This is a genomic window from Thermaurantimonas sp., assembly GCF_046299575.1.
In the GTDB taxonomy this organism is placed as follows: Bacteria; Bacteroidota; Bacteroidia; order Flavobacteriales; family Schleiferiaceae; genus Thermaurantimonas.
This window is the reverse complement of record NZ_JBKBHX010000001.1, coordinates 347,048-359,154: the sequence shown is the minus strand read 5'-3', so window position 1 is coordinate 359,154 and position 12,107 is coordinate 347,048. Positions and strand designations below refer to the sequence as shown.

Genomic DNA, 12,107 nt, shown 5'->3' with positions numbered 1-12,107 from the left:
GCGAAGGCAGATGCCCTTTAAGGCATAGCTGCAAGGGGGCATGCCAAAACAAAAAAATTAAAGAATCATAGCTGAGGCAGCAAAGGCCAAACCGCCACCTGAGCCGATGAGCATGATGAGGTCGCCGGTTTTCACCTTGCCTTCAGTAACGGCGTGGTGTAGGGCAGTGGGAATGGCGGCTGAGCCCGTGTAGCCGTAATGGTGCATGATGGTAATGGCGCGATCGTGCGGCAGGGAGAGGTTGTCCATCGTTTCACGCAGGGAGTTGATGTTGATCTGCGTCATGAAAAACATACGGACATCTTCGGGAGTACGGCCAATGTGGTTGAGAACCTTGTGCGTCATCATGGTCCACATTTGGGGATTGAGCTCTTTAGGGAATTTTCGGACAAACTTCAGGTAGTGATCGCCCTGTTCTACTACTTCGGGTGTAACGGGCTGGGCAGTACCGCCGGCATAGATGCCCATCCAGTCGTAGTATTGCCCTTGTGTGATCTGAATGCCGTGTAGATAGCCGCGGTCTGAATGCTCTTCGGCCTTAAGAACTGCTGCCCCGGCACCATCGGCAAAAAGGGTGACGGTTTTTTTGTCTATAGGATTGAGGTATCGGCTCATGGCGTAGGCGCCTATTACGAGTACGTAGCGGTACTGCGGGTCGGCAGCAATATACTTAGCCGCTGTATCGAGCGCCGATACAAAGCCTGCACAAGCCGTATTGACATCGAAAGTGGCTGCATTCACAGCGCCGAGCTTGTACTGAACGACCGAGGCTGTGGAGGGAGAGATGTATTCAGGCGTATCAGTGGCGATGATGATGAGGTTGAGGTCTTCAGGGCCGATGTCGGCATTGTTAAGGGCCATCTTGGCTGCATCAAGGCACAGGGACACGGTCGATTGGTTAGGGTCGCACCAGCGCCTTTCGTAGATTTCGACGTTTTGGCGCAGCCAGGTATCTACGTCTTCGCCGAGGGTTTCGTTGAAATAAGAGTTGGGTAAAATTCTGTTGGCGAGGCCTATGCCCGTGCCTGCTAATATGGCTCTTCTCATGCGCCTAGATTGTGATTCCACCATCTACGCTGAGACAAGTGCCAGTGATGAAGGAGGCATCGTCGCTGGCGAGAAACAGGTAGGCAGCTGCGATGTCTTCGGGCTTGCCCAGTCGCTGCAGGGGTGTGCGTTCCAGCAGGGCGTTAATGATTTTTTCAGGTACTGTGGTAATCATTTCGGTGGCGATGAAGCCAGGAGCTACGGCATTGACGCGAATTCCCTTGCGTCCGAGTTCTTTGGCCCACACTTTCGTCATACCGATTAAGCCGCTTTTAGTGGCTACATAGTTGCTTTGGCCAAAGTTTCCATACAGGGCTACGACTGATGAGGTATTAATGATGACCCCACTGCCGCGCTCGGCCATGTGTGCTGCCACAGCCCGGCCGCAGTTAAATACGCCGGTTAGGTTGACATCGAGCACCTGTTGCCATTGTTCGTCGGTCATCTTCAGCAATGTGGCATCGCGCGTGATGCCAGCATTGTTTATGAGTACATCCACTTTGCCGACGCGCTCGAGCGTTTTACTCAGAGCGTCTTTAACGGCGGTGGAGTCGGCAGTATTAACAGTGAGGAAATATGCAGGTGAGATTACTGAAAGTTCTTCTATTGCTTTATGCCCCTTATCTTGGTTGATGTCCCAAATGACTACGGTAGCGCCTTCATGGGCAAAGGCTTTTGCTGAAGTAAATCCAATACCGGCTGCACCGCCAGTGATGACCACGGTTTTGCCTTCAAATCTTTTCATAAAGATCTTTTTTATTGTAGCAAAAGTCTCAAACGAGCGCTCGAACGCTCCGAGATGGATGATGTAAGGCTTTTGGACTTATTTGAAATAGGCTTTATAAAATAATTAAAGGCTTTGAAAATCAATTATGTATATTTTAAAATAATTTTCTGACTTTTGACCACTCACGCTGTTTGCAGAAACTCTTGTATGGAAGAGGCGATTTTTTCAGAAGCATCTCCCTGGCCGTAGAGGTTTTTGTTAAAATCAGGCTTATACAATAAGCTCTTTTCAAAAGCATCCTGAATTCTATGTGGCTGCCAACCGGCCAGGGTGTTGTAGCCGCCTTCGACCAGTTCGACCCACTCTGTTTCGTCGCGCAGAGTGATGCAGGGTTTTTTGAAAAAGAAAGCTTCTTTCTGAAGTCCACCGCTGTCGGTCAGCACTATACTGCAGCTGTCAAGCAGCATGAGCATATCAAAGTATCCAACTGGATCGATGATGTGAAAATTGACAGTATAGTTAAGGTTTTCAAGCGTTTTTCGGGTGCGCGGATGCAGAGGTACCACCACGGGTGTGTGTTTGTTAATCTGATTTAGCCCTTCGACAATACCTTTCAAGCGCTCGGGATTGTCGGTATTCTCCTGACGATGTAGCGTGGCGAGGGCAAATTTTCCCGGTTCGGGGCGGAGTATTTGCAGAATGGTTGAATGGTGTTTGGCTTTTTGGAAGTAATAAAGGGCAGCGTCGTACATCACGTCGCCGGTGCGGACGATTTTAATCGGGAAGTGTTCAAAGCCTTCGTTTTTAAGGTTTTGCACAGCTGTATCGGTCGGGCAAAAGAGCAGTGAGGATACTCGGTCTGTGAGCACGCGATTTACCTCTTCGGGCATGTGCATGTTGAAGGACCGAAGCCCGGCCTCAACGTGGATGACTGGCACGTGTTGCTTTACGGCTGCCAGGGCACCTGCGAGAGTAGAATTGGTGTCGCCATAAACCATGACGGCGGAGGGTTTTTCGGCAAAAAGGATGTTTTCGATGCCCTCGATCATGCGGCCGGTCATAGCTCCATGTGGTAGCGAATGAATCTCGAGTCTGTGCGTCGGCTTAGGTATTTCCATTTCGCGGAAGAAGACTTCCGACATCTTTTCATCAAAGTGCTGGCCGGTATGCACGATGATTTCTTGCAAATCTGTGCGCTGAAGAGCGCGGCTCACAGCTGCTGCTTTTATGAATTGCGGCCTAGCACCAAGGATAGTTAGGATCTTGTGATTTTTCATGAAAGTTTATTAATAATTTCTGATATCTCTTTTGCGAGAAAGGAGCGAGAATATTTTTGAATAGAATCGGTCTGTACGGTGATTTTGCCGTTTTTGTAGCTTTTATAGAGCTCTGCCAATATTTCAATTCCTTTGTCCACATTTTCAAAGCCAATGGTCATTCCGGCTTTGGTTTCATTGAGCACACGGCTCATATCGCCGTCTTCAGGTCCAATTCCCAGGATAAAGCGGCCGGCAGCCAAATATTCGAAAAGTTTACCGGTCATGATTCCGGCTGAATTGGGCGTATTGTTTACAATGAGCAAATTGATTTGAGTAGATTTTTGAAATTTTAAAGCCTCTTTTCTCGGGACAAAAGAAATTAACTCAAGCTGTTTTTCCAACCCAAATTCTTTAACACTTTTAAGAATTTCTGAATCAACTTTGCCGACCAATCGTATGATTAAATCATTTCTAAAATTGGGTATATTTTCACATAGATGTTGTAAACATTTCCAAAGCACGATCGGATTGCGCGAAGGTGGCAAAGTGCCTACATGTGTAAGAACAAATTTTTCGTCAATATCCACGTGTATCTCTTCAAATTCTTCGGGGTCAAAACCATTGGTAATTATATAGACCGGCTTTGTCGTTTTTGCTTCAAATTCCTTTTTTATGTCAGTAGATACTACAAGTACGGCATCAGCCGTCTGCAACACGCGCTTTTCTAACCTATGGTGTCTATCATCAGCCCATTTTGTCAGTTTCAATTCCCGATAGAAATCAATGTTGGTCCAGGGATCTCTGAAATCAGCAATCCATCTCAGTCCAAGGTTATTTTTCAATTTCAAGCCTATCAAATGCATCGAATGTGGAGGCCCGGTAGTGATTACAGCTTTTACAGGATTTTTCTTGAGATATTCTGTTAAAAATCGAACGGAAGGACGTATCCAAAACATGCGGGCATCAGGTATGAAAAAATTGCCCCGAATCCACACAAAAAGTTCATGAAAAAATGACTTTTTTTTACTCTGTTGGGCAAAACCAAATCCCGTCTCTTTTTTTCTATTTCCGGTAAAAAATTGATAGAAAGTATAGGGTTCGAAAATGGGCTTTTTAATAATCTCAATTCCTTCGGGGATTTCCTTTAGGGTGGTTGGGTCTTCGTATTGAAGTTCGGGATTTGAAGGGGTGTACACAATAGGTTCCCAACCTAACTGTTTGAGATGTTTGGTGAATTTCAGCCAGCGCTGCACAGCAATTCCGCCAGAGGGCGGCCAGTAATAGGTGATGATGAGCAGTTTTTTGTTTTGTTGTTCCAAATTGACTCCTAAATGCAGCAAATGTAAAAGGTTGGTTTATTAAAATTCGTTTATACTTGTTTTTTAAAAATCATCGCTCAAAATACTTTATAGGTAATTCGCTGGAATGAGGATTGGATAATACAGAAGTTATAGGCATTTAATTAGCTTTTCTGTAAATAACAACGACTAGAAAATTTGTTTTTTGGGGATTAATTAAGTGCTTTGAAATGTGTAAGTCGAGAGAAAATTTGTTTGATTTGCCAAAAAATCCTCATTAATGTGCGGAATTTCAGGGTTTGTAGATAAAGCACTTTCTAAGGATGATGCGCAGGCAATAATAGCGCGCATGGTAGGCAGTCAACTGCACAGAGGCCCTGATTATCAGGGTATCGATAGTCCTTCAGAGGGCGTGTGGCTTGGACATAATCGACTGGCTATCATCGATCTTACGCCCGACGGGCATCAGCCTATGGCGCGCGGGCATTTGACAATTTCTTACAATGGCGAAATCTACAATTACATCGAAATCCGCACTGAGCTCGAAAAAGCCGGTTACCACTTCACAAGTCATTCTGATACAGAAGTTATTTTAAAAGCCTATGAGCATTGGGGGGCTGATTGTGTGCAGCACTTCCGCGGCATGTGGGCATTTGCTCTTTGGGATGCACAAAAAAATCGGCTTTTCTGCAGCCGCGATCGCTTTGGCATCAAACCCTTTCACTACATCCACAAGGGAGAGGCTTTTTATTTCGCAAGCGAAATTAAGGCTTTGAAGCACAGTCGGCTTTATTCGGGCCGACTCAACAGCTTTCAACTGATGCGCGATGTACAGCTGGGGTGGTCGGTGTACTCCAACGAAACGCACTTCCACGAAATCAAACAACTTAGACCGGGAGAAAATTTGATTTTCGACGGGCAATGGGCGTTTATTTATCCCTACTACTGTCTCGAATATGTGCACCTAGACCCAACGAGCCAGCCAGCGGAAGAGTTCAGAGCTCGATTCTTTGAGAGCATCCGTCTGCACATGCGGGCGGATGTAGAGGTGGGTAGTACCTTCAGTGGGGGGCTCGACAGTTCAGCAGTTGTTAGTGCGGTGCAGCATCTCTTTTCTCCCGAGAAATTCCAGACCTTCACGGTGTGGTACGAAGGTGCCGACGAGCGACCCTTCGCGCGGCAGGTGTGGAAAAAATATCCGGTCATTACGCCCCATACCCTTCAACCTAACCCCAATGAAATATCTGAGGCCTTTGTGCGTGCCACCAGGCAGTTCGATATACCAGTGTCGGGCAGTTCGTACCTCTCCCAATACTTTGTAATGAAGCTGGCCAATGAGCAGGGCATCAAGGTGCTGCTCGACGGACAAGGCAGCGATGAATATCTAATGGGCTACCACCATTCACTCTACAGACTCTTTGCTACCTATATTCGGCAGGGAAGGCTTTTGGCATTTATCAGAGAGCTTTCCACCTTCAGCCAAATGCAGCAATGGGGATTGGGCAAGGTGGTTGATGTTTTTCTGAAATCGATGCTCAGTTCTTTATTGACCGAGCAGCATCTTTACAGATTAGAATATCATCACTTTTATCCCAATGCCTTTGGCCGACTGTTAAAAACCAACTTCTTCTTCAAGACCATCGACGCCGAGCCTCTGCGAAATTTCTCCTGGCATCTGCTGTACACGTCTATTTTGCAAACGTTGCTGCTGCACGAAGACCGCAACTCCATGGCCTTCAGCATCGAAGCTCGGGTGCCATTCCTCGATCACCACTTAGTCGAATACACCTATTCGCTACCTCCTCACTGGAAAATATACAAAGGCTACACTAAGTACGTATTGCGTAAGGCCTTAGCAGACATTATGCCCGAAGGCATAACCTGGCGGGTGGATAAAAAAGGCTTTGTAACGCCGGGTGAAATCCTTTGGTTGCGCAATCAACTGCGTTGGTTGCTCGATGAAGATATGCACCTACCTCTCATTGAACGCGCGATTTGGGAGCGCGAAAAAGTGAAATTCCTGATAGGCGACAACAAAAATGCCCGTTGGATTTGGCGTGTGGCGTCGTTGAATTATTGGTACAAAAATTTGAAATAGAATTCCATCTTCTATTTACATAAAATGAATTTCATGCTGATTTTCAGCCTTACGACTTCAGTGATAGTGAAAATCCTACCGTAGATAGGTACCTTTGCAGCATGAAACCTGATCTGCGCTCTCTCAGTCATGAAAAGCTCGTGCAATACATTACATCACTGGGTGAAAAGCCCTTCAGAGCCAAGCAGATAGAGACGTGGCTTTGGCAAAAGAGCTGCACTGACTTTGACCAGATGAGCGACCTTCCAAAGTCGCTTCGAGAACGCATAGCAGCTGACTTTCAGATTCACCCGGTGAAGGTAGATCAAATTCAGCGCAGTGCCGACGGCACTATAAAGAATGCCGTGCGCCTACGCGACGGAATGGTGGTTGAGAGCGTGTTAATACCTACAGAAAAGCGCATTACCGCCTGCATCTCAAGCCAGGTCGGTTGCAGCCTTGACTGTCGCTTTTGCGCCACTGCCCGACTGAAGCGCATGCGAAACCTCGATGCACAGGAAATCTATGACCAGGTGGTGGCCATCAGAGAACAGGCGGAATATTACTACGGTCGCAAATTGACAAACATCGTCTATATGGGTATGGGCGAGCCACTGCTCAACTATGCCAACGTGATGCGATCGATCGAAAAAATCACTTCGCCCTCAGGCCTTGGCATGTCAGCTAAGCGCATTACCCTCAGCACCGTAGGCATCGCCAAAATGATCAAAACGCTGGCAGACGACAATCCTGGAGTGAAACTGGCCGTATCACTGCACTCAGCGATCGACGAAGTGCGTTCACGCATTATGCCCATCAATCAAACCAATAACATTGCTACCCTCACAGAAGCTCTAGAGTATTGGTATACCCGTACCCGCAGCAGAATCACCTTCGAGTACGTAGTATGGAAGGGTATCAACGACCGAGATGAAGACATCAGTGCCTTAGTAAAACTCTGCAAGCGCATCCCGACAAAAGTCAACCTGATCGAATACAACTCCATTGGCGACCCCAACTTCGAGCAGGCTGACCCTGAACGCATTGAAGCCTACAAACATGCTTTGGAAAGAATCGGGGTAGTGGCCAAAATACGCAGAAGCCGTGGCAAAGACATAGATGCTGCCTGCGGCCAGCTGGCCAATAAAAATGACGTAGCTCCCGAGATTCCAAAAAAAGAACTTCCAAAAACCCTGTAAGAATTTTTAATAATAAAAAAAGCCGCTCATCGAGCGGCTTTTTTCTATGCAAAAATTATTATTACTGTAATCTGGCGTTTACAGGAATTGTGAACGACATGCGCACAGGCTTACCCCTTTGTTTGGCAGGTTGAATTTTGGGATTCAAATTATTTAAGCTCTTAACAGCATCGAGAGCAGCCTGGTCGAGGTTGGGATCTACTCCCCGTGCCACAGTTACATTCGATACTGAACCGTCTTTGTCAATGATAAAACTGATGTATACCTTACCTTGAATACCGAGCTGGCGAGCGATTTCAGGATATTTAAAGTTGCGGGCGATGTGCTGCTGAATTTTCAGCTGAAAGCACTGTGAACGGGCCTCTTCATCTTTTTCTTTTTCACAACCGGGGAAAACAGGTTTGTTTTCAACGATAGCAAAGCTGAACACTTCTTCTACTTCCTCCTCTACCACCTCAATGGGCTTAACCTCTTCTTTCTGCGAAGTTTCTGTAGACTCCATCACCAACTCTTCCTTAAGCTCAACTTTGTCTTCCACTACGTTGATGATGTCCTGAGGCGGAGGTGGGGGAGGTGGTTTTTGCTCGCGTTGAGTTACTATTACCTCTTCTTCGTCAATAACAGTTTCAAGCTCACCAAGGTCGGCTATCACGCGATCATATGTCTTCCACTCGATGGCGATGTACACGACAATGAGCGCAATAAACAGACCTGCCAAAAAGAAAGTGCTCTTCTTGTTTTCCAGGTCTGCTTCGGGAGATTTTTTTAGTTCCATCGTGTGAACATTTATGGCGGCTAAAATAAAAGATTTTTTGGTTTTTTTGAAGAAATAAAAATTTAATTGAATTCTGAGTTCCGCATTTTCTCTCGAGGGTTATGCACTTCAAAAAAAGAAAACCTTTTACCTTTGATGACAAAAAGTACAATTCAGCTTTTGGTAATGTCTTTTTGGCATAGTGGATTTTTAAGGAGTTTTACTGCGTGGGCGTTCATCTTGGCCTTGCTGTTCCCCACGTTTGGTCCGATGGCTGTATATCACTTTCAAAAAAAATTAATTAGGCAAGAGGTTAAAAAACAGATTCTTTCAACTTCATCGATCCACGAACTTGTTGTTTTTTCAAAAAAAGTGCTTTTATCGAGTCAAATTCGCTGGATAGATGACCAGGAGTTTGTGCTAAACGGTTTCTACTATGATGTGGTGAGATGGCAAGACACTGACAGTGGAAGCATTGTACTTTGCTGGCCAGATTATGCCGAGTCAGCTCTTGAAAGACTCCGTACAGAAACTGCTCTTTCAATTTTACTAACTCAAAAACGCGATAAGCCAGCAGAGTTTATCGGATATTTAATGTTCATTAAAGGTTTTTTTAAAAGTGCTTTTTCGTTCATATATCTGATGAACTCGACTCAAGTGCGAAATTTTCAGTATTATCCCAATCAAATTCAATCCTTTTCACGGGTTATTTATCATCCGCCGGAAGTTTTTTAAGATTTCACTTTTCAAATTAGCATTTCATAGTATCATTATGCAGTTCGTTTTTGCATCAAGGTGCATGACAAGTGGAATGCCGATCTGCAATTAGTTCATACTATGTACGGCTATCAAGCTATTATATGTGAATTGCTTAATGAAACAATTCATGTAATTCTTCTCATTCGATAATTCTAAAGCATCAAAACTTTACAAAACATTGTTTTGCGATGAAAAAACTCATTTTTCTTGTATCGTTATGCCTATTTGGCACCTCATTCATCTACGGCCAGATCCTCACCATCACCGATGCGGTGACAGGTGAGCCCATAGAGCGCGCTACTATTACTAGCCGTGAACCTAAACTATTTACTTACACCAATGCACGCGGACAGGCCGATATATCTGATTTTCAATCAACCGCAAGTATTGAAATTCGCTCCATTGGTTATGAAACCCAATACCTGACCTATGATCAGTTGTCTAAACTTAACTTCAAACTGAGGCTGCGTCAGACCAACATAAACCTCGACCAGGTAACGGTCTCAGCTTCGCGCTATACAGAAGAGAGTCGAAATATACCCCAGCGCACCGTGAGCCTCACACAAAAAGATGTAATGCTCCTGCAACCTCAAACGGCCGCTGACCTACTGGGTCAAACTGGTGAGGTATTCATTCAGAAAAGCCAACAAGCCGGTGGCAGCCCGATGATTCGTGGCTTTGCCACAAACCGACTGATGTACACCGTCGATGGAGTGCGCTTTAATACTGCCATCTTTCGCGGGGGCAACATTCAAAACGTCATCAACATCGATCCTTTCGTTATCGAGCAAGCCGAAGTGATCTTTGGTCCGGGCTCTATCATCTATGGCTCAGATGCTATTGGAGGTGTAATGACCTTCCATATTCAAAATCCAGAGCTCTCCCTCAACGACCAGGTACTAATAAGCGGCAAAGCCATTGCGCGCTACAGTTCGGCCAACCGCGAGAACACAGCGCATTTCGCTCTCAATGCAGGAGGGCGCAAGTTTGCTTCACTTACTGCGGTGAGTTTCTTTAAATTCGACGATCTGCGTATGGGAAGCCATGGTCCGGAGGAGTATCTGCGTCGAATCTACGCTACACGCATCGACTCGGTCGACCGCATTCTTTACAATGCCGATCCACGTGTGCAAATCCCAAGCGGCTATGATCAGTTTAATATCCTCCAAAAGCTTCGCTATAAGCCCTCTGCCCATTGGGACATCAAGTACGGCTTTCACTACAGCGAAACTTCACCTTACGCCCGCTACGACCGCCTACATCGCTACCGCAGCAATGGCTTGCCTGCCAGCGCCGAGTGGAATTATGGACCCCAAATCTGGATGATGAACCACCTTAGCGCCATTCACAAGGGTCAAAATGCAGTTTACGATCAGCTGACGCTAAGTTTTGCTACTCAATATTTTGAAGAAAGCCGCATCGACCGCAGCTACGGGCAGAATCGCCGTCGTACACGCATCGAGCGTGTAATGGCACATTCCTTCAATGCCGATCTCCAAAAGAGCATCGGCCGTAGCTCATCGCTTTACTACGGTCTTGAATACGTGTGGAATCAGGTAACCTCCACAGGTACAGATACGCGCATCAATACCGGAATGGTGGAGCGCGCCAGCTCGCGCTACCCAAATGCTGACTGGAGCACCTATGCTGCCTATGCCAAATATCAGTGGCGTATATCCGAAAAATTACTCCTCGAAGCCGGCTCCCGCTACACCAGTTTCAATACCACAGCCGATTTCCGGCAGAATCTTGACTTCTTCCCTTTTCCATTCGAAGAAGCAAAACTGAACTTCACCAATCTAGTGGGCAACGTTGGCCTTGCGTACACTCCCGATCGCAATACAAAGATTAGCGCTGTCGTGAGTACCGGTTTCCGTGCTCCAAATGTCGACGACATTGGCAAGGTCTTCGACTCTGAGCCCGGCTCTGTCACCGTTCCAAATCCCAACCTCAAAAGCGAATACGCATACAACGGGGAGCTCTCTGTAATGAAAACCATAGCCGACCAGCTCAAGGTAAGTGTTACTGGCTATTACACACTTTTACAGAATGCACTGGTCCGCCGAAACTTCCAACTTAACGGTCAAGATTCCATCATGTACGATGGACAGCTAAGCCGCGTTCAAGCCATCCAAAATGCAGCAAAGGCTAACGTTTTTGGCCTCCAAGCATTGGTGGAGTACGACTTTGGCAACGGCCTTTCCGCCTCTACCCAGGCTAACTACCAAAAAGGCGAAGAAGAAATGGACGATGGCACCCTAAGCCCTGCGCGCCATGCTGCACCCTGGTTTGGCATCACCCGCCTTACTTACCGCATGAATCGGCTGAACTTTCAAGTGTATGCCATGTACAGTGGTGGTTTTACCTTCGACATGCTCAATGTTGAAGAGCGTGGCAAGCCCGAAATCTACGCCCTCGACCCCCTTGGCCGTCCGTACTCACCCGGCTGGTACACCCTCAATGCTAAGGCTTACTACCAGCTCACTGGTCAAGTAGGCCTCACCTTCGGGCTTGAAAACATCACCGATCAGCGTTACCGACCTTACAGCTCAGGCATCGTAGCACCCGGCCGGAATTTTGTAATGGCCATCCGGGCTACGTTTTAGCACACCCATTTACCTCACATTTGATAAAGCCGCCCTTCTAAGCTAGAAGGGCGGTTTTTTATTTTTTATTCTTGATGATAGTCGTGTCCCTTGCAAAGTGCCACAAAAACTCCGTGTAATGCATGCTCTCAAGTTCCCTCCAGCCAATGAAGTTTCGGCTGAATTCTGTAACTGAACTGAGAACAAAGATTTGCGCTGATTTAGCAACGGATTTTCGCGGATTCATCTTTACTTACCCTTTATCCCTCTCTGAAATCCGGCAAGCGGATATAGAGCCGGGATTTCTCCAACCGTCCATACGTCAGCAGGATGTAATGAGGGGTATATAGTGGTGCGTAAAAGAAAACAAAACTTTTTTCTGCGCTTATATGTGAGTTCTGC

The 12,107-nt window shown here is 46.4% G+C and carries 9 protein-coding genes; 4 read left to right on the top strand and 5 right to left on the bottom strand.

All coding sequences use genetic code 11. From position 1 onward, the window contains the following. Positions 1-57: 57 nt before the first annotated feature. From ACK4EX_RS01425 to ACK4EX_RS01410, 4 genes are all read right to left on the bottom strand, one after another. A complete protein-coding gene (locus ACK4EX_RS01425) occupies positions 58-1,047 on the bottom strand; it encodes a 3-oxoacyl-ACP synthase III family protein (RefSeq protein WP_409769035.1) in 990 nt (329 codons plus the stop codon). 4 nt (positions 1,048-1,051) lie between these two features. Beyond that, positions 1,052-1,792: a 3-oxoacyl-ACP reductase FabG gene (fabG, locus tag ACK4EX_RS01420; protein ID WP_409769033.1), complete on the bottom strand. Its 741-nt coding sequence runs from the start codon at positions 1,790-1,792 to the stop codon at positions 1,052-1,054. Between the two features lie 164 nt (positions 1,793-1,956). After that, positions 1,957-3,051, bottom strand: coding sequence for a non-hydrolyzing UDP-N-acetylglucosamine 2-epimerase (wecB, locus tag ACK4EX_RS01415; protein ID WP_409769031.1), 1,095 nt, complete (start codon positions 3,049-3,051; stop codon positions 1,957-1,959). Beyond that, positions 3,048-4,373: a glycosyltransferase family 4 protein gene (locus tag ACK4EX_RS01410; protein WP_409769029.1), complete on the bottom strand. Its 1,326-nt coding sequence runs from the start codon at positions 4,371-4,373 to the stop codon at positions 3,048-3,050. The genes wecB and ACK4EX_RS01410 overlap by 4 nt, the downstream gene beginning before the upstream one ends. 238 nt (positions 4,374-4,611) lie before the next feature. On the opposite strand from ACK4EX_RS01410, the gene asnB reads away from it, so the two are divergent. Both asnB and rlmN read left to right on the top strand, forming a co-directional pair. Next, on the top strand, positions 4,612-6,429 hold the full coding sequence (asnB, locus tag ACK4EX_RS01405; protein ID WP_409769027.1) for an asparagine synthase (glutamine-hydrolyzing): 1,818 nt from the start codon (positions 4,612-4,614) through the stop codon (positions 6,427-6,429). A 101-nt stretch (positions 6,430-6,530) separates the two neighbouring features. Next, positions 6,531-7,607: a 23S rRNA (adenine(2503)-C(2))-methyltransferase RlmN gene (rlmN, locus tag ACK4EX_RS01400; RefSeq protein WP_409769025.1), complete on the top strand. Its 1,077-nt coding sequence runs from the start codon at positions 6,531-6,533 to the stop codon at positions 7,605-7,607. 61 nt (positions 7,608-7,668) lie between these two features. Here rlmN and ACK4EX_RS01395 read toward each other — a convergent pair whose 3' ends face one another. Next, positions 7,669-8,382, bottom strand: coding sequence for an energy transducer TonB (locus tag ACK4EX_RS01395; RefSeq protein ID WP_409769024.1), 714 nt, complete (start codon positions 8,380-8,382; stop codon positions 7,669-7,671). 135 nt (positions 8,383-8,517) lie between these two features. Here ACK4EX_RS01395 and ACK4EX_RS01390 point away from each other — a divergent pair, with 135 nt between their 5' ends. Both ACK4EX_RS01390 and ACK4EX_RS01385 read left to right on the top strand, forming a co-directional pair. Beyond that, a complete protein-coding gene (locus tag ACK4EX_RS01390) occupies positions 8,518-9,096 on the top strand; it encodes a hypothetical protein (RefSeq protein WP_409769022.1) in 579 nt (192 codons plus the stop codon). Between the two features lie 212 nt (positions 9,097-9,308). Continuing rightward, complete coding sequence (locus ACK4EX_RS01385) at positions 9,309-11,726, top strand: TonB-dependent receptor domain-containing protein (protein WP_409769021.1); 2,418 nt, start codon at positions 9,309-9,311, stop codon at positions 11,724-11,726. Positions 11,727-12,107: the final 381 nt, after the last annotated feature.

What these genes read in the sequence shown, in the direction of transcription:
- rlmN (WP_409769025.1), top strand. Translation starts at nt 6,531, where the DNA reads ATGAAACCTGATCTGCGCTCTCTCAGTCATGAAAAGCTCGTGCAATAC.
- ACK4EX_RS01385 (WP_409769021.1), top strand. Translation starts at nt 9,309, where the DNA reads ATGAAAAAACTCATTTTTCTTGTATCGTTATGCCTATTTGGCACCTCA.
- ACK4EX_RS01390 (WP_409769022.1), top strand. Translation starts at nt 8,518, where the DNA reads ATGACAAAAAGTACAATTCAGCTTTTGGTAATGTCTTTTTGGCATAGT.
- ACK4EX_RS01425 (WP_409769035.1), bottom strand. Translation starts at nt 1,047, where the DNA reads ATGAGAAGAGCCATATTAGCAGGCACGGGCATAGGCCTCGCCAACAGA.
- wecB (WP_409769031.1), bottom strand. Translation starts at nt 3,051, where the DNA reads ATGAAAAATCACAAGATCCTAACTATCCTTGGTGCTAGGCCGCAATTC.
- fabG (WP_409769033.1), bottom strand. Translation starts at nt 1,792, where the DNA reads ATGAAAAGATTTGAAGGCAAAACCGTGGTCATCACTGGCGGTGCAGCC.
- ACK4EX_RS01395 (WP_409769024.1), bottom strand. Translation starts at nt 8,382, where the DNA reads ATGGAACTAAAAAAATCTCCCGAAGCAGACCTGGAAAACAAGAAGAGC.
- asnB (WP_409769027.1), top strand. Translation starts at nt 4,612, where the DNA reads ATGTGCGGAATTTCAGGGTTTGTAGATAAAGCACTTTCTAAGGATGAT.